Below are 17776 nucleotides of genomic sequence, written 5' to 3' on the forward strand. Positions count from 1 at the left end.
GAACACCACACTCGGGTCACTCGCCACACCCGTCGGATCACCCGCATCAGCAACCGTGACCCACGACCCGAACGGACCACCCGGCGTGCTCTGGTTGCTGCCCTGGATGGTGCCGCCCGTAATCCGGGCGTAGAGCACCATCGTGCCGTTGGGCACCTGAAGCGCAGCCGGCTTGCCGACGAACCCACCACCCGTCGAAAGCTGCTGCCAGGGAGAGAAAGGACCACCCGGCGTGCCCTGACTGGCACCGACGACATTGCCGCTGACGGACGTCACATAGACCGCGATGGTGCCGGACTGAGTGAACACCACACTCGGGTCACTCGCCACACCCGTCGGATCACCCGCATCAGCAACCGTGACCCACGACCCGAACGGACCACCCGGCGTGCTCTGGTTCGTGCCCTGAATGGTGCCGGCCGCAGTCCGGGCGTAGACCACCATGAGGCCACTGGGTGTCTGGAGCGCGGCCGGCTTGCCGACGAACCCACCACCCGTCGAAAGCTGCGCCCACGGAACGAAAGGACCGCCGGGGGTGTTCTGGTTGGTGCCGTACACGTTGCCGTCCGCACCGACCCGGTACAGGGCGATGGTGCCGTTGCTGGTGAGCACCGTCGAGTCGGCGGTGCCCCGGGCGTCCGGGGCCTGCGGCGCGATGGTGAAGACGCCGCCCTGGTAGGTGTGCTCCTGGCCGTCGATCTCGTTGGCGATCATCGAGATGTTGAACGTGCCCGCCGCCAAGGGAGCGGTGTCGAAGGGGACTTGGTAGTTGGTGGCGCCGCCGCTGGTGGCGCGGAAGCGGTTGTAGTAGCCGTTCGGGCCGGTGACCACGTAGTCGAGCCAGTTGATGACGCCGCTCTGCGTCGGGTGTGCCGTGAGGTTCAGCGTGCCGGACACGGTCTGGCCCGAATTGAAGCCCCACAGCAGGACGTTGAAGTCGGCGGGGATGGCGGGAGCGAGGTTCTTGGAGCGCAGCAGCTCGAAGGAGGAGGTGGGGTAGCCGTCGATCGAGGACCAGTGGGTGTTGGCCGAGTACTCCTTGGTCGGGACGCTGCCGTTGTCCTCGGCGATGTACGTGAAGTCGCCGGCGGCCTGGTTGGTCCAGCCTGCGAACAGGTTGATGTGCTTGCCGGCGACGGCGAGGGCGTCGCCGGGCTGGAGCTGGGACCAACTGCCGAGCTTGGTACTGTACTTCGGGTCGTCGATACCGGGTGCAGGGTACGTGACCGGCGGGCTGCCGGGGAGTTGCCAGGCCATGTCGACGAGGCCGCCGCAGTCGGTGCGGTACGGGCCGCCGACCGCGCTGTCGGAGAACGACTGACCCTCGTTGTAGGTGACCCCGTGGGCGACCCAGTCCCGGGCGCGCTGGACCATCTGGGCGCCGGTGAGCTTGTTCCCGACACCGGTGCCGAGGGTGCCGGTGGAGGTCGGCGCCTTGTTGCCGTCCGGGTAGTAGGTGCCGTCCGCGGAGGCGGGGGAGGCCGTGAGAAGACCGGCGGCCACGGCGGTCGCGGCAAGCACGCAGACGCGGCGCAGGGCACGGGCAGGACGGGGCGTGCTGGGCATGGGGGTCCCCTTGGACATGGGTAGGCGAGCGATGGTCAGTGCGGGTGGACGGCGGCGGCGTACCGGCCGGCCGTTGCTGCGGTGAGGGCCCGGGCCAGCAGGTTCTCGGCGAGGGCGTGCGCGGTGGCCGGGCCGTCCGCGCGGACGAAGAGCACCAGGGCGATGCCGTCCCGGTCCGGTACGGCGCGGACGTGTTCGAGCCCGTGCTCCGGGGTGGCGTGCGCCCACAGGATGTCCTCGACGATCCGCGCCTCGGCGGTCGTGGTGGGCGCACCGCTGATGTCCACGACGGTGGCCCGGACGGCGAGCACCGCGATCAGTCCCAGCCGATGCCGCTGGCGGACGGGCCGGCCGCAACCGGCGGCACGACGGTGGAGCCGTCCCAGCCGATGCCATCCCAGCCGATGCCGTCCGCGGCCCCGCCCGCCACGACCGCGGGGACGACGGTGGGACCGTCCCAGCCGATGCCCGCCGGCGCCGTGGTCGCGGCGGTGGCGGAGGCCGCGGGCGCCAGGATCCCCGACAGGGCGACGGCTGCGACGGCGGTGGCGAGCAGGCGGGCGGTCTTGGACATGGCGGCACCCCAGGCGGCTTGAGTGGCAGGAGATCTGATCGACAATCAGATGTTCGGGAGGCTGTGCGGCGGTTGCCCCGCCGCCCTCCCGGTGACCACCATCCTGCTGGCACCGCCCGCGCCCCGGAAGGCGAGAGCCCCGTCAGCAACCGGCCTGGCCGCTTCAGGACCCGACGCCCTGCCGGGCCCCGTCCGGGGCAGGGCTGCTTGTGGAGTCGAAGCCGGGCTGGGATGATCCCGATGTGTCGCACGGCGGCACGGCACGTTCGACGTCGCACCGGGGGGCTGCGCGCATGCTGGACATGCTGGGGTTGGACCGTGTCTCGGAGGACGTCTACCGGGCCATGCTCGCCGATCCGCAGGGCGGCGTCAGGGAGTTGTGCGACCAGCTGGGCCTGCCCGAGCCCGCCGTACGGGAGGCCCTCGACCGGCTGGCCGATCTACAGCTGCTCCGCGCCTCCCGGGAGGCGCCCGGGGTTCTGCTGCCGGTGAGCCCGGCGCTCGGCCTGGAGCTGATCCTGCACCGCCAGGAGCAGGAACTGCTGCGCCGCCAGCAGGAGCTGGAGATCGGCAAGGCCGCGGCCGCCCGGGCGATCGCCGAGTACGCCGACCTGCGGCCGAACACCCCGGCCGAGACCGCCGAGCGCCTGGTGGGCCTGGACGCGATCCAGGCCAAGCTGGAGATCCTCGCCCAGGAGGTCACCGGGGAGTGCCTGTCCGTGATGCCCGGCGGAGCGCAGTCCCAGGCCAGCCTGGACGCCTCCCGGCCGCTGGACGAGGCGGCCATGCGGCGCGGGGTGGCGCTGCTGACGCTCTACCAGGACAGCGTGCGGCACGATCCGGCGACGCTCGCCTACGCCCGCTGGATGACCGAGGAGAGCGGGCTGGTCCGCACCTGCCCGACGCTGCCGCCCCGGATGCTCATCTTCGACCGCCAGGTCGCCGTGGTCCCGATCGACCCGGCCCACACCCGGCTCGGCGCCCTGTGCACGCGCGAGCCCGGGATCGTCGCCTCCCTGGTCGCCCTCTTCGAGCGGACCTGGCAGGCCGCCGTCCCGCTCGGCGCCGACCGGCGCAAGGACACCGGGACCGGCCTCAGCGCCACCGAGCAGGAACTCCTGCGGCTGCTCGCGTCCGGCCTCACCGACGAGACCGCCGGCCGGAGCCTGGGCCTGTCGGCACGCAGCGTCCGCCGCCAGATGGCCGGGCTGATGGAACGCCTCGACGCGTCGAGCCGCTTCGAGGCCGGCCTCAAGGCGGCGCAGCGCGGCTGGCTCTGAGCGACCGCTCCCCCGGCACCCGGCCGACTACGGCTGCCGGGTGAGCAGGTTCTTGATCACGGTGTCGAACCCCCGCGGGGGGCGACCGAGAAGGTCGGCGACGTCGTCCGTCGCCCGGTCGTACCGGTTCTCGCCGTGCAGCCTGGCCATCGTGGCGATGTGGTCGAACACGTGGTCCGGCAGGCCCTGGCTCTTGAGGTCGTGCTCCAGCCACTCCTGGTAGGGCACGTCGACGTACGTCACGTCGCGGCCCAGGGCGGCGGAGAACTCGGCCGCGATGGCCGTCATGTCGCGGGATCGAGCCCCGGTCAGCTCGTAGACGCGGCGGGCCCGGGGAGCAGGATCGAGCAGGAGTGCGGTGACGACCTCGGCCACGTCGGCGGCCGCGACCGGTGAGGTCCGAGCCGAGCCGAAGGGGAGGCGGATCGTGCCGTCCCGCCGGATCGAAGCGGCCGCCACCTCGGTGAAGAGCGGATTCTCCATGAACACGGTGGGCCGGACGTGGACGACCGGCGCCCCGGACCAGTCGAGGACGTGTTCGGCGAGGTAGTGCAGCCGCTGCTGCCGGGACTCGGCGTCGCTGGTGAGGTCCATCTGCGAGACGGTCATCTGCGAGATGCTGACCAGCAGTTCCAGGCCGGCGCTCTCCCGGGCGGCGGCCGCCACCGTCGCCGCGGCCTCCAGGTAGGCGGACGACACGCTCATCCCGAAGTAGGCCCGGCGGCAGCCGGCCAGCGCCTCGACCACGTCCGCACCACGGGTGAGGTCACCGACCAGCACCTCCACGCCGCCCATCGTCCTCAGATCCGAGGCCCGCTCGTCGTCGTGGTGCACGAGAGCCCTGACGGGCACGTTCCGCGCCCGCAACCGCTCCAGGATCCTGCGTCCGACTCCGCCGACCCCTCCGCCGGCGCCGGTGACAAGGACAGGTTCTACGAGCACGGCGACTTCCTCCTACCTACCTGACCGGGACCTCCGGTGCACTGCCAACGCTCCCGCGCCGGGAAGGTTCCGCGGGTCCTCGGGCGCATCGGCTTCCGTGAGGCCAGGGCGGGACCCCTCAGTGTCCGGTCCGGTCCGGGTCGCAGGCCTGGCGGGCGGAGGCGGCGAGCCGGTCGGCGAGCGCGATGACGAGGCCGCGGAGTTCGTCCGGTCGCTCGATGACGAACGGCCGGTCGAGCGAGGCGAGTACGGGGGGCAACCAGTCGAGCCGCTCCGCCCGCAGTTCGACGTGCAGCCACGGCTCGGTGTGCGGATCCGTTCCTTCCTTGGCTACGGGCTCCTCGATGCTCGCGACGCTGGCGGGGAGCCGGGCGCGGATCTGCTCGACCGTCCCGTGGATCCGCAGGGTCACCTCGTACCGGTACGCGGCCTTGGCGAGCCCGGACAGGACGCGCCGGGCCGGATCAAGCCCGGCGGGCGGCTCGAACGAGCCCGGCAGGGGCCGCGCGTCCGCGATGCGATCGAGCCGGAAGGTCCGGTCCTGGCCGATCTCGGGATCGACCTCGGGATCGGTGCCCGTGACGTACCACCGCCCCGCGTGGGTGACGATCCCGTACGGGTGCAGCGTGCGTTCGCTCCGCCGGCCGTCCCGGGCGGTGTACCTGATCGAGAGCGGGCGGCGGTGGCGCACCGCGTCGGCGACGGCGAGCAGGACGCCCGTCTCCGGGGTGGCCGCCTCGCCTGGCTCGGCCGTGAAGGCGAGGGATTCCAGGACGGCGTCGAGCCGACGGGCGAGGCGCTCGGGCAGTACCCGGCGGATCTTGGCCGCCGCCGTCTCGCCCGCCGTTCCGGTCGCGGTCCCAGTCGCGGTCCCGGTCCCGCCCGGCGTCCCGGTCGCCGTCAGCAGCCCCGCCCTGCGGCCGACGACGAGGCCGAGCAGCACGGCGAGCGCCTCGTCGTCGTTGAGCATGAGCGGAGGCAGGCGGTACCCGGGGGCGAGCCGGTACCCGCCGTAGCGGCCGCGGACCGCCTCGACGGGGATGTCGAGGTCGACCAGGTGGTCCACGTACCGCCGCACGGTGCGCCCGTCGACGCCGAGCCGGTCGGCGAGTTCGGCCACTGTCCTGATGCCGCCCGACTGCAGGAGTTCCAGGAGGGTGAGCACGCGGCTGGTAGGTCGGCCCATGTCCACGAGCCTAGCGCTGATACCGGACCGATTCTGTCCACTATTTCCTCTACCGTCCGGGGTGCAACAGCTTCACCGACCTGAGGAGAGCGCACCATGGACTTCGTTTCGATCCGGATCATCACGGGCGACATCGCACGCCTCGTCGGCTTCTACGAGCGGGCCACCGGGGTACAGGCGCACTGGTCCACCGAGGACTTCGCCGAACTGCGGACCGCCGGCGGGACCCTCGCGATCGGCAGCACCCGGACGGTGGCACTGTTCGCGCCCGGCTCCGCCCGTCCGGCCGACAACAACAGCGTGATCTTCGAATTCCTCGTCGCCGACGTGGACGACGTGTACCGGAACCTGACCGGCTTCGTCACCGACTTCGTGACCGAGCCCACCACGATGCCCTGGGGCAACCGGTCGCTCCTGTTCCGTGACCCCGACGGCAACCTCGTCAACTTCTTCACCCCCGTCACACCGGCGGCCGTCGAGAAGTTCGCCCACTGACGACAGCCCGGCCGCCCGGGCGGGAGCCGGTCCCGGCGGCGGGCTCCGCACCGGCCCGCGGGCCCGGGCCGCCGCCGGGGGTGGTCGCGGGCGGAGGGCGGGTGCGGCAACCTGGAACCACCACCCCGCACGACCGCGACACCATGGGCCCGCCCCACCGCCGATCCCCTGAGGAGCACGTCATGACCGACCGCACCCGCGAGCACCTGCTCGCGGCCATCGAGATCGCGGCCGACGCCCGGGCGCACGGCAACCACCCCTTCGGAGCGCTGCTGACCGACCCCGCCGGGAACGTCCTGCTCACGGCCGAGAACTCGGTGCTCACCGACCGCGACGTCACCGCCCACGCGGAGACCAATCTGGTGCGGGAGGCCTCGCGCACCCTGGCCCCGACGCAGCTCGTCGACGCCGTCCTGTACACGAGTACCGAACCGTGCGCGATGTGCGCCGGGGCGATCTACTGGAGCGGCATCCGCAAGGTCGTCTACGCGCTCGCCGGGGCGGAGCTGAACGCCATCGCCGGGGTGGACCCGGAGGAACCGGTGCTCGACCTGCCGTGCCGCCAGGTCTTCGCCGCCGGCGGCAGCACCGTGGAGGCGTCCGGCCCGCACCTCTTCGAGGAGGCCTCCGCGGTGCACACGGGGTACTGGGGGTAACGCTCCGGCCCGCCTCTTGGGACTCCTCGGTCGGGCTGCTCAGGGCTGCTCAGTCCGGCGGCTCGGGCGGGCGGGGCACGCCGGGCTCAGGCTCGGGCTCAGGCCCAGGCGGCGCGGGTGACGGCGTAGCGGGGCCCGGGAGCACCGGATCCGGCGGCGGCTCGGGCACACCGGGCGGCAGCGGAGGGTCCGGCACCAGGGGCGGACTGACGGGTCCGACGGACTGGGACTGCGGCTGAGGCTGGAGCTGCGTGGAACCGTACGGCATGACTGCTGCTCCCTTTCGTCAGAAGATCCGACCGCCGTAGAACGGGTCGTAGTAGAGCCCGTAGCGGTCGCGGACGTCGGCCGACACGTCGGCCGCGCCGTCGTCGAGGCCGGGACCGTTCCTGATGTCGTCCTTGGACCGGTCGACGTACACCTTCTGCTCGCCGATCTCGATCCGGATCACGGTGCCGGCGGGCAGGAGCACCCGCCTGCCGAGGATCCACGGACCGGTGTCGACGACCAGGTGCTGGGCGCCGACGGCCTCGGACAGCTTGTCGATCTTGCCGATCGCTCCGTCGGTGGCCTCGACGTGGAAGCCGATGAGGTCGGTGCCCGCCGTGTGACCGGCGGTATCCCGGAACTCCCAGATGTTGACGCGATCACTCACGACCGTCTCCTTCCGTCGTCGGGTCTGGCTGTCGGGTCCGGCTGTCAGGTTTGGCTGTCAGGTCTGACTGCCTGATCGGTCTGTCCGATCGGGCTGTCGGTACGCTTCGGCTGCCCCCGATCCGGAGGTTCATGCCGCCGTGTCGTCGACCATGGCCTCGACCGGCCCGCCGCCCTCCTCGACGTGACGCTTGAAGTCGGTCAGGTCGTCGATCACCCGCCGGTCGACGAACCCGAGCGCCTCCGCGAGGTGCTCCCAGAGCCCGTGCGGTTCGACCTCCAGCTGGAACATCACCCGGGTGGCGGCGTCGCCCACGGCGTGGAAGGTGACCACACCCTGGTGCCGCACCGGGCCAGGGCCGCTGTCCCACGCCACGCGGTCGTTCTCCACCAGCTCCGTGGTCACGGCCCTGAACTCGCGCGGGCCGGCGGCGGTCCGGACCACCCAGCTGGTGTCCTGGCCCGACCGGTCGACCCTGACCACACCCCGCATGAACTGCGGGAACTCCTCACACCTGACCCAGCTCTCGTAGACCGTGCCGAGCGGCGCCGCCACCTCGACGGACTCCTCGATCCGGTGCATCGCTCCTCCTGACATGTCGGTGCCCGCCCGGCCGGCGGGCCTTCAAGCCCCGGCTGCCCCGTTCCCGGGCCGATATGCACCCCGCCTGAACCCTCGACGCGGACCTTCGGCCCGTCCTCCTCACCCATCTCCCCCGCCTCATCCCCCTCACCCGAACGGCCCATCGCCGTTGCCGGACCCTCACCTCACCTCCGGCAGGTGTGAATCCCGCCGAACGGGAAAACGGGGTCCGGGAAGCGGGCCCGGGGAAGGCCGGCCAACAGCGCCGCGCTGCGGCCGTCGCGGGAGGAGAGCGAGCGTGTGGTGGAGCCTGTTCCGTCTGCTCCTGGCAGGTACGGGGGTGGCCCTGACCACCTACGTCCTGGACCGGACCGCCGAACGGCTGGTCCGCAGATTCGCCCCGCACCGGCCCGGCAGCGTCATGCCGGGGATGCTGCGCAGCTGCCGGCGTCCCCTGGTCACCGTGCTCGCCACCTCCCTGTCCCTCGCCGTCCAGCCGTGGGTCGGTGGTTCGCCGGAGACCCGGGAGCAGCTGCACCACCTCCTGGTCCTGCTGGCGATCGCCTCCGGTGGATGGCTCGGCGCCCGGGCGGTCGGGCTCGTCGTCGAAGGCGCCGTCCGCCTCGCCGTCCACCGCCGCGACCCCTCCTCGGCCGGCCGCGCCCGCACCCAGGCGGGTCTGCTCGGCCGGATCTGCCAGGCGATCATCGCGATCGCTGCCCTGGGCGCGATGCTGATGACCTTCCCCTCCGTACGCGGCATCGGGACCAGTCTGCTCGCCTCGGCGGGCCTGGTCGGTGTGGTTGCGGGCATCGCCGCGCAGAGCGTGCTGGCCAACCTCTTCGCCGGGGTGCAGCTGGCCTTCGGCGACCTGGTCCGGATCGGCGACGTGGTCGTGGTGTCCGGCGAGTGGGGCACCGTGGAGGAGATCACCCTCACCGCGGTGGTGATCGCCACCTGGGACCAGCGCCGCCTGGTGATGCCGATGTCCTACTTCGCAGGCCGCCCGTTCGAGAACTGGTCGCGCCGCTCCAGCCGGATCACCGGCACCGCCTTCCTCCACCTCGACCACCGGGCCCCGGTCCCCCTGCTGCGCAAGGAGTTCGACGCGTTCCTCGCCGACAGCCCCCTCTGGGACGGCCAGGGCAGCGCCCTACAGGTCGTCGACACCACGCCCACCACCATCGTGGTCCGGCTCCTGGCGACCGCCGCCAACGCCGACGACGCGTTCTCCCTCCGCTGCCAGCTCCGCGAGCACCTGGTGACGCACATCTGCGAACACCACCCCGAGGCGCTCCCCCGGGTGTCCGTCACCCCGGCGCCCCGGACCGAGCCGGACACCCCGCGCGCCCCCTACCTGCCACCCGCTCAGTAGCCCCTCAGTAGCCGCTCAGCAGAGCACGCACCCGTCGCAGCTCCTCCGGACCGGCCGTGCTGTGCCAGCGGCCCGGGTCCGCCGGACGCCGCCCCCACAACAGCAGGACGCGCACCGCGGCGTCGCTCTCGATGGTGGCCGGGCCCTCGGGCGGGGCCAGGGTAATGGACGCGCCACCAGCGTCCGCAGTCACCAGGACGTCGTCGGTCCCGGGCGCGCGCAGGCGGGCCTCGACGCGCCCCCTGGGCCCGAGGTCGAGGCCCGCCACGCCCCGGGCCAGCAGCGGCCGGCCGACCAGCCGCACGCTGTGCGACGTCATCCACGGCTCGGCGAGCGCCTCCCGGGCCGTACGGTCGTCGCCGGTGAGGTCCCACCGATGGAGGATCAGCTCCTCGCGCAGGTGCTCGGCGAAGAACGGCACCGTCACGGTCCGGCCGGTCCACCGCACCTCGGTGTCCGGGGGCAGGTCGCTCTCCGCGGCCACGGCGACCTCGGCCAGTTCGGCACAGCGGGCGGCGAAGGCCTCCCACAGCTGTGCGTCGGACATCCGCCGGTACGGCTCCTCCCGATCGAAGCCGCGGGTCTCCACGGGCTCGCCCGCGTGGAAGGCGCGCAGGACGCGGGCGAGTTCCTCGGCGTTGCCGGTCTGGTGGGCGAGGACGTCCCGCACCGTCCACGCCTCGCACCACGTCCCGTCGTCGGGCCTGCGTTCCTGGACCGCCCGCACGAACGGGACGAGTTCCGGCAGGACGTCACTGACCGCGGCGGGAATCATGCGCCATGGGTATCCCGGCAGCCGCGCCGGGCAAACCCGCCGCCCGACAGTTCGGCTGCCGGATGGTCACCGGCCGGACCGGCGGGCCGTGAGCCCTCATCGGTGACCGGACGACAAATGTTGATTCTTCAACTACAGTGGCGATGTCGCGCCACCCGCCACCGGCCCTCCCAGGCCGCCCCCACCTTGCGGAGGAACCATGGACCAGCTCGTCACCGACAACACCGAGAAGTCGCGCTTCGAGATCCAGGACGGCGGAGAACTCGCCGGCTTCGCCGAGTACCACCGCTCCGGCGACGAGATCGCCTTCATCCACACCGAGATCGACCCCCGCTTCGAGGGCCGCGGCCTGGCCGGCCGCCTGGCACGCGCGGCACTGGACACGGCCCGCGAGCAGGCACTCGCCGTACTCCCCTACTGCCCCTTCATCCGCGGCTGGATCACCAAGCACCCCGAGTACACCGACCTGGTCCCCGCCTCCCACCGCGCCCGCTTCGGCCTCTGAGCCGCACGTCGGCCGGCGCCACGGCGACAAGCGGGAGGCCACCCGGCCCCGGATTGCCAACTTCCCTACCGGGGAGGCGGCTTGCCGGGCGCAGTGATGCCTCGCACAATCGCTGTCATGTCGACGAACACCTCGGAAAGCCACTCCGCGCCGTCCCCGGCCCCGGCCCCCGGCAGGCGCGTGCTCCTGATCGGCGCGTCCCGGGGCCTCGGCCTCGCGCTCGCCCAGGAATGGGCGCGGGCCGGCTGGCAGGTCGTGGCCACCGTGCGCGGCTCGGGCCGGACCGGCCTGCACGAGCTCGCCGATGCCGACGCCCACGCCGGGCAGGTCGAGATCGAGACCGTCGACATCACCGAGCCCGAGCAGGTCGCGGCGCTGAGCGGTCGCCTGGCCGGCCGGACGTTCGACCTGCTCTTCGTGAACGCCGGCGTCACGAACCAGCCCGAGGGCACGGTGGCGCAGACCTCCACCGAGGAGTTCGTCCGGGTCATGGTCACCAACGCGCTGAGCCCGCTGCGCGTCATCGAGGCCCTCCAGGACCTCGTCGAGCCAGCGGGCACGATCGCGGTGATGTCCTCGGGCCAGGGCAGCGTGGCCAACAACGAGCGCGGCGGCCACGAGGTGTACCGCGGCAGCAAGGCCGCGCTCAACACGTTCATGCGCAGCTACGCGGCCCGACACAGCGGCGAGCCCCGGCCCCTGGTCCTGATGGCCCCCGGCTGGGTGCGCACCGACATGGGCGGCTCGGACGCCCTGCTCGGCATCGACGAGAGCATCCCGAACGTGGTCAGGACGCTCGACGCCCTCCGGAGCAGCCCGGGCCTGCACTACGTCGACTACCTCGGCCGAACCGTGGCCTGGTGAGCGCGACGCTCCGGAACACCACGGCGCTGATGGGCCGCGGGTTCGACCCGACCGTCGAGCCCGCGCAGCACCCTGCTCCCCCGCTCAGGAGGGGAGGACCGCGAGCCAATCGGTCAGGATCCGGTTGACCTCGGTGGGGCGTTCCTGCTGGACCCAGTGCCCGCAGCCGTCGAGGATGTGGCTGGAGAGCAGGCCGGGCAGGGTCGCGGGGTAGGCCGCGATCGCGTCGGCCAGCCAGGTGGTGGAGGCGTCCCGGCTTCCGCCGATGAACAGGGACGGCTGGGTGACGGGGGCACCCTCGAAGTCGGCGAGGTCCTCCCAGTCCCGGTCCATGTTCCGGTAGCGGCCCAGCGCTCCGCTCATGCCGGTTCGCTCGAACTCTCCGGTGTAGATGTCGAGTTCCTCCACGCTGAGCCAGGCGGGCCGCCGTCCGGCGGGGAACCGGTCGCGAAGTGTCCCGCCACGGCTGACGAAGTGCGGGTCGGGTGCGCCGGCCGCCGGCATGGTGTCGGCGGACAACGCGGCGTAGAAGCCCGCGAGCCAGCCGCGCACGTCCGGTTCGATCTCGGCCTCGGCCCGGCCCGGCTTCTGGAAGTAGGAGACGTAGAACTCCTCGTCGCCGCACAGTTGCGCGAAGGCCTCGCTGGGCCTCGGGCCGCCCCTCGGGAGGTAGGGAACGCTCAGCAGCCCCACGGCACGGAAGACGTCCGGTCGGATCAGGGCGGAGTTGGCGGCGATGGTTGAGCCCCAGTCGTGGCCGACGATCACCGCGGACCGTTCACCCAGGGCGTGCACCACCGCGACGTTGTCCTCGACCAGGTCGAACATCCGGTACGCGGTCACCTCCTCGGGCCTGGAGGAGCGCCCGTACCCGCGGACATCGATGGCGACCGCGCGGTATCCGGCAGCGGCCAGCACCGGCAACTGGTGGCGCCAGGAGTACCAGGACTCCGGGAACCCGTGCAGCAGCAGGACCAGCGGCCCGGCACCCTGCTCCACCAGGTGGATCCGGCCGGCAGGCGAGGGGACCAGCCGGTGAGTGGGGCCCGTGGTCCGCGACGGTGACATGTGTCCTCCTGGGATCTCGATCCGGCGTACGCCAAGTTCGGTTCGGCGAACCGACATTCGACGACCCGCTGTTCGGCGGCGTGATGCCGATGCAGTGCCGATCATGCTGCGCGCGTACCGCGGAGGGCGAGGCCTGTTGCCATTTCAGCAAAGCAACCCGCGGCCCGCCCGTGACAATGCTCCGATCGGTCACACCGATGGCCACACCGCTACGCCCTCGCGAGCAGCGCGCTCAACTGCCCGTTCCAGGTGTTCCGTACGCAAACGCCCAGTGCCGGGCGGCCGCAGCGGCATCAAACCCAACGAGTCGTTCGGCACAGCGCACATGTTCTCGCGAAGGTGTGCAAGGTGGCGCCGAGATGGCACAGGTCCGTGCTGCGGGTCACCGATTCATGCTGGCCGGGCGTGGACGTACGAGATTGGCCCGTACTGCCTCGGATTCGTCGAACATGACGGTCAGATCGTCGGCGGGGATGGTGAATCGCCCTTGCGCCCAACGTCCTGCGACGAGCCAGACCGAGTCCGACCGGTGGGGATCGCCCTGGTCATGGCGGACGGGCGCGAAGTCGAGCCGGATCCAGACGGGGGTGGCGCCTCCGGAACCCCATTCGACCCAGGCCAGCTCGGTGTGGAGTATCTCGCGGTGGAGCAGGCCGGACCAGCGCGGGTGGTCGGTGACCGGTATGAGCGCGGGGAAGCCGGAATTGCCGGGCCTGGTCGGGAACGTCTCGATCGGCTGGTCGAATACTTCGATGCCATAGCCGTCGAAGCTGTCGTTCCAGATCAGCGTGAACACCACGCCGAGGTGCGTGGTGAACTGGCAGCCGAAGGTCGGCTCGTGCCCCTGGCGCAGGTCCCATTCCGCGGGCTCAAGCCCGTCGGGCCCACCGGTCGGCACGACGTAGTCGACCTGGTCGATGAGCAGGCCGCGCAGTGAGGCGACGGTTCGCTCCAGTTGCCGTGCTGTGGTCTTCGGTCCGGTCATGACTACGATGATCACACTGAGCGGTGCGGTGTGCCGCTGTTTCTCTCCGCCCGGGCACTGTCAGGGTATGGGGTTCTACCGTGACATCGCCGCCGGTTCGTCGACGTCCCCAACCGGCCGGGCCGTCGTGGACGACCACCCGGTCATGAGTGCAATCGTTCTCCGACGCCCCTACCCCCTGGAGAAGACCCGCTGCGCGCTCCCCCGCGGCTGGCCGCCCAGGCTGGCCACCGCCCCCTCTCGCTCCTCCTGCAGATAGATCTCGCAGTCACCCCCGGAGTAGTAGTCCCGCAGCACCACGAAGACCCCCGACCCCGCGTCGTCCACACTCCCCGCCCGCCAACTCCCCTGGTACTCCCCCAACGCCGCACCCTGCCCGACGGGATCCTTCGCGCAGAAGTACCCGTCGAGCCGCACCTCGCCGAGCCGGCCCCCCTCCCGCAACTCGATCACCTCGTCCCGCGACACCCAACGCCCCACATAGTCCTTCGGATCCGGCCCGCCCGACCGGATCTTCAGATACCCCGTCAGCCCCGCGATCAGCAGGACACCCGCCAACAGGACAGCGCCCTCCCGGGACTTCAGGTACGTCCATCGACCAGCCACAGCTCCTCCTCGCTCCACGCCGTCGTACTCGAAGTCACCGCGGCACCTCAGCCCTTCTCCATGACGAACCCCTTGCTCGCCAGCAGCCACAGGTCCTTCTCGTTGGTCATGGCCGTCAGCCAGATCCTGCAGTTGCCTCCCCCGTCCTTACGGGTCGCCGTCACATACACCCCCCGACCGGCGTCGTCGAGATAGGACTTCTTCCAACTCCCCTCCAGTTCCGTCGGCTGTGCCGGATCGGCCGCCCCGCTGTCGCACACGTAGGCCGGCACCGTCGCGGACCCGATCCGCCCGTCCGGGAGGAACTCGAGCACCGCCGTACCGCCGCTCCACCGTCCGACCGGGTCGGACACCTCAGACCAGGAAGGCCGGAACGTCAGCCACACGACCACGCCCACGCCGAGAACACCGAGAACCCCACCCAGCACGCCGAACAAGACGCGCCGTCCCCTCGTCACACGATCCTCCATCGAATGCCTGATCGACCAATTCACATGACATTCGAACACCGAAAACAGTACCGACCGGTGCCCCTTCGCGGCGAACCTCTCGACCGGGCCTACCTGTGTGCTTCTGTCGCAGACCTGCCCACTCCTTGGCTCGCCGGACACTGTCCGCCCGTTGACATGCACGCGAGAATCATTCGGTGGACATCATCAGCGAACACTCAACGCCCCGCGGACGAACCCGCCGACGGGGAGCGAAGATCTCGCTCCTGCTCACCGCCCTTCTCGCCGGCTCCACCCTCCTCCCGGCGACGGCCTCCGCCGCCGGGCAGGACCCGGAGCAGATCTGTGGCAAGACGGTCCAGGGCCGCATCCTGGAAAAGTACCGGGAGTACCGGACCACGCTCGGCTGCCCCAAGGACAACGAGCAGACCGCTCCCGACGGGGTGGGCCGGTTCAGTGAGTTCGACGGCGGCTCGATCTACTGGAGCCCCTCCACCGACGCCCACGCCATCTGGGGCCTCATCCGCGACAAGTGGGCCGCCATGGGCTGGGAGAAGGGCTCCCTCGGCTACCCCACCAGCGACGAACTCTCCCTCCCTGACGGGGCCGGGAAGCGCCAGGTGTTCCAGGGCGGCTCGCTCTACTGGCATCCCACGCGCTCCAACGGCGTCCACCCCGTCTGGGGCCTCATCGGCCAGCGCTGGGGACAGGCGGGCTGGGAAGGCGGGGTGTACGGCTACCCCGTCACCGACGAACTCCAGCAGGAGGGCGTCACCCAGATGTTCGAGCACGGCCCCATCCGGTGGTCGCCGAACGAGACCGCGAACCCGCTGATCCCCCGCGCGAACGCCCAGTTCTTCCAGGGCAGCCCGGCCCCGGGCGATCTGAAGGAGAGCGCCACGCTGCTGCCCAAGGGCCCCGACCGGGGCGTCGTCGTTGTGCGCGGCTACATCGGCGACGACGGCAACCCGATCAACCACTCCCTGGGCAACCACCGCCTGTGGAGCACCGAACCCGAAGCCAGCTCCAAGGTGGCCATCGCCTGGGACACCGCCACGGGCCAGGTCGGGATCTACGTCGACCAGTCCTGCGTCGGGGATCTGACGTGCCGCAATGCCAAGCCTCTGGTGCGCACGGAGCACGCCAAGGTGGTCCAGGACGACCGGACCCCGCAGAACGAGTACTGGGCGGAGCCCTACGGTGACGGCGGCATCCGGGTGGACGTGTCGGCGGTCAACTCGTTCGTGGACGTCCCGGGCTCGCAGTACGCGGACCTCGGCCGGATCAACGCGACGTTCCACATCTACCCGCATCGCTACGACGACAAGAACAAGAACTTCACCGGCTTCGACGTCGACACGAACAAGGACAAGTACCCGTCCTGGGAGGTCCTGCGCTACCCCCGCCTGCTGGAGAACTCCGGTTCCCCGCAGGCCCTGTGGCAGGGCGCCGTGTGGCAGGGTTCCATCACGGACCTGAAGGCCCCGCAGCACCTGTGCCACCGGAACGACCCGGACCACGCACCCGTCAACATGACCTGCAACTGATCAACGCGGCAGGGCCGGTCCGTCCGGTCTCCCGCTCAGTCCACCGGCACGACGTACGGCCTGGCGGAGTGGGCGCCGATTCCGGCGCTGCGGAGGCGGCCGGGCGAGGGACTCGTCGCCTTGGAGGCCCTGTACTCGTGAAGTTCCGGCCGGTGAGACATGTTGTCCCACTGGCCGGAACTTCACGAGTAGTGAGGCCCCCTGGAAAGCGCCGCACCGGTCGGGCCTTCTCGCGTTCTCGGCCACCCCGATGAGCGCTCACGGTGAGATGAGACCGCTCAAGGTCCGGTGCGACAGGACACCAGGCAGCCTCGATACCGCGCCTCGATACCGCGCCTCGATGCCGCCCCACCCTGCCGACACCCGAGCCCGGCCTGCCCGGACGGGGGCCGGCAGGCCTCGGTCAGCGCACGATGAAGGCCTCGGTGAGGGACCCGCCGGGGGGAAGCTCCGAGCACGGGATGTCGGATGCCCGTTCGGTGACCAATTCGCCGACGCGGGCGAGGACGACTCGGAGGCAGGCGCTCCCGACTTCGGAGGCCCCCCACCCCGTCGGGTACACCACGTCAGCCATCACGCCCACCACGACGGAGCCCCCGTCCCTGCCCAGCGTGACGACGTGCACCGCGGTGCGCGCCGCGAGCGCCTCCAGCGACATGGCCGTCTGCGGCCCGGCGGTGAAGGCCGGTACCAGCCCGGCCGCGTACCGATGGGCATCCGCCCCGGCCTCGGCCTGCGCCCGGACGCGACGGTCCCCGGCCGCGGACCGGTCGTTGAAGGCGCTGACGACGAAGGCCGTCGCAGCCAGCACCAGTACGGCGGCGGCCACGGCGAGTACCCAGCGAAGAACCCTCATCTGATCCACTCCGAGACAGCTGGCCCTGGCAGGCCGAGCGGGTTGGACAATCGGGAAGCGCCGGCGGAAGCACGGCGGTGCGCCTCCCTCCCCGGCAGGAAGAAAGGGGCACCACGCGTCACGGCCGGCCGCATGCGACTCGTTCTCCTCCCACCGCCCAACTCATCGGCGCCAGCGCCGGATTCATGACAACCCTACGGTTCGTCGACGCCGCCCTGACTGTCACCTCCGCCGCCACCGCCACGGATTCCCCCACCGCACCGACCGCCCGACCGCCCGACCGCCCGACCGGCTGGACGTCCGGATGCGTCGTCAGCTGCCGCAGGCGCAGTCTGCGGCAGCCGCCTCCTCGGTACCGGTGCAACAGCCCTGCGGTGCGGCGTCGGCGCTCTTGCCGAGGGTGTCGGCGTCGGCCTTGACGACGTAGACCTCCCAGGGCTCCTTGCCGGGGCCGGTGACCCAGACCTTGTCCTGGAGGGCGTAGCAGCAGGAGGTGTCGTTCTCCTCGAAGGTGGCGAGGCCGGAGTCCTTGAGGCGGGCGGTGGCCGCGGTGACCTGGTCGGCGGTGGCGACTTCGACGCCGAGATGGTCGATGCGGGTGTCCTCGCCGGCCTCGCCTTCGATGAGGACGAGCTTGAGCGGGGGCTCGGCGATGGCGAAGTTGGCGTAGCCGGGGCGGCGCTTGGCGGGTTCGGCGTTGAAGAGCTTGGAGTAGAAGGCGATGGAGGCTTCGAGGTCGGCGACGCGCAGGGCGAGCTGGACGCGGGACATGGCGGTTCTCCCCAACAGGCTGGATTGATGTCTGTCAAT

The 17776-nt window shown here is 71.3% G+C and carries 20 protein-coding genes and 1 pseudogene; 7 read left to right on the forward strand and 14 right to left on the reverse strand.

Annotated elements, in window-relative coordinates; genetic code table 11:
* The 3 genes and pseudogenes from ACFVHI_RS12750 to ACFVHI_RS12760 form a co-directional block, all read right to left on the reverse strand.
* Window positions 1-1566 (reverse strand): annotated as a pseudogene (locus tag ACFVHI_RS12750) (hypothetical protein); the annotation flags it as partial.
* Window positions 1567-1601: 35 nt separating this feature from the next.
* Window positions 1602-1877, reverse strand: coding sequence for a hypothetical protein (locus ACFVHI_RS12755; protein ID WP_363377010.1), 276 nt, complete (start codon window positions 1875-1877; stop codon window positions 1602-1604).
* Between the two features lie 5 nt (window positions 1878-1882).
* Window positions 1883-2140 (reverse strand): hypothetical protein, encoded by a 258-nt coding sequence (locus tag ACFVHI_RS12760; protein WP_380338485.1) that lies wholly within the window; start codon window positions 2138-2140, stop codon window positions 1883-1885.
* 293 nt (window positions 2141-2433) lie between these two features.
* On the opposite strand from ACFVHI_RS12760, the gene ACFVHI_RS12765 reads away from it, so the two are divergent.
* Window positions 2434-3420 carry a LuxR C-terminal-related transcriptional regulator gene (locus ACFVHI_RS12765; RefSeq protein WP_380338488.1) on the forward strand — a complete coding sequence of 329 codons (987 nt, stop codon included), beginning with the start codon at window positions 2434-2436 and terminating at the stop codon, window positions 3418-3420.
* Window positions 3421-3447: 27 nt separating this feature from the next.
* Here the strand turns inward: ACFVHI_RS12765 and ACFVHI_RS12770 are convergent, their stop codons facing one another.
* Window positions 3448-4362, reverse strand: a complete 915-nt coding sequence (locus tag ACFVHI_RS12770; RefSeq protein ID WP_380338490.1) for an NAD(P)H-binding protein — start codon at window positions 4360-4362, stop codon at window positions 3448-3450.
* A 118-nt stretch (window positions 4363-4480) separates the two neighbouring features.
* Window positions 4481-5548 carry a helix-turn-helix transcriptional regulator gene (locus tag ACFVHI_RS12775; protein WP_380338492.1) on the reverse strand — a complete coding sequence of 356 codons (1068 nt, stop codon included), beginning with the start codon at window positions 5546-5548 and terminating at the stop codon, window positions 4481-4483.
* Between the two features lie 96 nt (window positions 5549-5644).
* Here ACFVHI_RS12775 and ACFVHI_RS12780 point away from each other — a divergent pair, with 96 nt between their 5' ends.
* Window positions 5645-6043 carry a VOC family protein gene (locus ACFVHI_RS12780; RefSeq protein ID WP_380338495.1) on the forward strand — a complete coding sequence of 133 codons (399 nt, stop codon included), beginning with the start codon at window positions 5645-5647 and terminating at the stop codon, window positions 6041-6043.
* Window positions 6044-6225: 182 nt separating this feature from the next.
* Entirely contained in the window at window positions 6226-6699 is a 474-nt protein-coding gene (locus ACFVHI_RS12785) for a nucleoside deaminase (protein WP_363377016.1), read from the forward strand.
* A 286-nt stretch (window positions 6700-6985) separates the two neighbouring features.
* Here the strand turns inward: ACFVHI_RS12785 and ACFVHI_RS12790 are convergent, their stop codons facing one another.
* Window positions 6986-7354, reverse strand: coding sequence for a hypothetical protein (locus ACFVHI_RS12790; protein WP_063352503.1), 369 nt, complete (start codon window positions 7352-7354; stop codon window positions 6986-6988).
* A 129-nt stretch (window positions 7355-7483) separates the two neighbouring features.
* Complete coding sequence (locus ACFVHI_RS12795; RefSeq protein WP_380338499.1) at window positions 7484-7936, reverse strand: SRPBCC family protein; 453 nt, start codon at window positions 7934-7936, stop codon at window positions 7484-7486.
* 298 nt (window positions 7937-8234) lie between these two features.
* Between ACFVHI_RS12795 and ACFVHI_RS12800 the strand changes: the two genes are divergently transcribed.
* Window positions 8235-9311: a mechanosensitive ion channel family protein gene (locus ACFVHI_RS12800; protein WP_380338502.1), complete on the forward strand. Its 1077-nt coding sequence runs from the start codon at window positions 8235-8237 to the stop codon at window positions 9309-9311.
* 4 nt (window positions 9312-9315) lie between these two features.
* Here the strand turns inward: ACFVHI_RS12800 and ACFVHI_RS12805 are convergent, their stop codons facing one another.
* Complete coding sequence (locus ACFVHI_RS12805; RefSeq protein WP_380338505.1) at window positions 9316-10086, reverse strand: maleylpyruvate isomerase N-terminal domain-containing protein; 771 nt, start codon at window positions 10084-10086, stop codon at window positions 9316-9318.
* A gap of 199 nt (window positions 10087-10285) precedes the next feature.
* Here ACFVHI_RS12805 and ACFVHI_RS12810 point away from each other — a divergent pair, with 199 nt between their 5' ends.
* Complete coding sequence (locus tag ACFVHI_RS12810; protein WP_063352507.1) at window positions 10286-10591, forward strand: GNAT family N-acetyltransferase; 306 nt, start codon at window positions 10286-10288, stop codon at window positions 10589-10591.
* Window positions 10592-10708: 117 nt separating this feature from the next.
* The gene (locus ACFVHI_RS12815; protein WP_380338508.1) at window positions 10709-11455 is read left to right on the forward strand and encodes an SDR family NAD(P)-dependent oxidoreductase; all 747 of its coding nucleotides are present in this window, start codon (window positions 10709-10711) and stop codon (window positions 11453-11455) included.
* 84 nt (window positions 11456-11539) lie between these two features.
* Here ACFVHI_RS12815 and ACFVHI_RS12820 read toward each other — a convergent pair whose 3' ends face one another.
* The 4 genes from ACFVHI_RS12820 to ACFVHI_RS12835 form a co-directional block, all read right to left on the reverse strand.
* Window positions 11540-12523 (reverse strand): alpha/beta fold hydrolase, encoded by a 984-nt coding sequence (locus ACFVHI_RS12820; RefSeq protein WP_380338511.1) that lies wholly within the window; start codon window positions 12521-12523, stop codon window positions 11540-11542.
* Between the two features lie 382 nt (window positions 12524-12905).
* The gene (locus tag ACFVHI_RS12825) at window positions 12906-13508 is read right to left on the reverse strand and encodes a hypothetical protein (protein WP_380338514.1); all 603 of its coding nucleotides are present in this window, start codon (window positions 13506-13508) and stop codon (window positions 12906-12908) included.
* 171 nt (window positions 13509-13679) lie between these two features.
* Window positions 13680-14114, reverse strand: a complete 435-nt coding sequence (locus ACFVHI_RS12830) for a hypothetical protein (protein ID WP_380338517.1) — start codon at window positions 14112-14114, stop codon at window positions 13680-13682.
* A 47-nt stretch (window positions 14115-14161) separates the two neighbouring features.
* Window positions 14162-14551, reverse strand: coding sequence for a hypothetical protein (locus tag ACFVHI_RS12835; protein WP_380338520.1), 390 nt, complete (start codon window positions 14549-14551; stop codon window positions 14162-14164).
* A gap of 209 nt (window positions 14552-14760) precedes the next feature.
* On the opposite strand from ACFVHI_RS12835, the gene ACFVHI_RS12840 reads away from it, so the two are divergent.
* Window positions 14761-16110 carry an LGFP repeat-containing protein gene (locus ACFVHI_RS12840; protein ID WP_380338523.1) on the forward strand — a complete coding sequence of 450 codons (1350 nt, stop codon included), beginning with the start codon at window positions 14761-14763 and terminating at the stop codon, window positions 16108-16110.
* Between the two features lie 403 nt (window positions 16111-16513).
* Here the strand turns inward: ACFVHI_RS12840 and ACFVHI_RS12845 are convergent, their stop codons facing one another.
* Entirely contained in the window at window positions 16514-16966 is a 453-nt protein-coding gene (locus tag ACFVHI_RS12845; RefSeq protein WP_380338526.1) for a hypothetical protein, read from the reverse strand.
* Window positions 16967-17278: 312 nt separating this feature from the next.
* Window positions 17279-17737: an ArsI/CadI family heavy metal resistance metalloenzyme gene (locus ACFVHI_RS12850; protein ID WP_380338529.1), complete on the reverse strand. Its 459-nt coding sequence runs from the start codon at window positions 17735-17737 to the stop codon at window positions 17279-17281.
* Window positions 17738-17776 lie beyond the last annotated feature (39 nt).

This window comes from Kitasatospora sp. NPDC127121, from assembly GCF_042677305.1.
In the GTDB taxonomy this organism is placed as follows: Bacteria; Actinomycetota; Actinomycetes; order Streptomycetales; family Streptomycetaceae; genus Kitasatospora.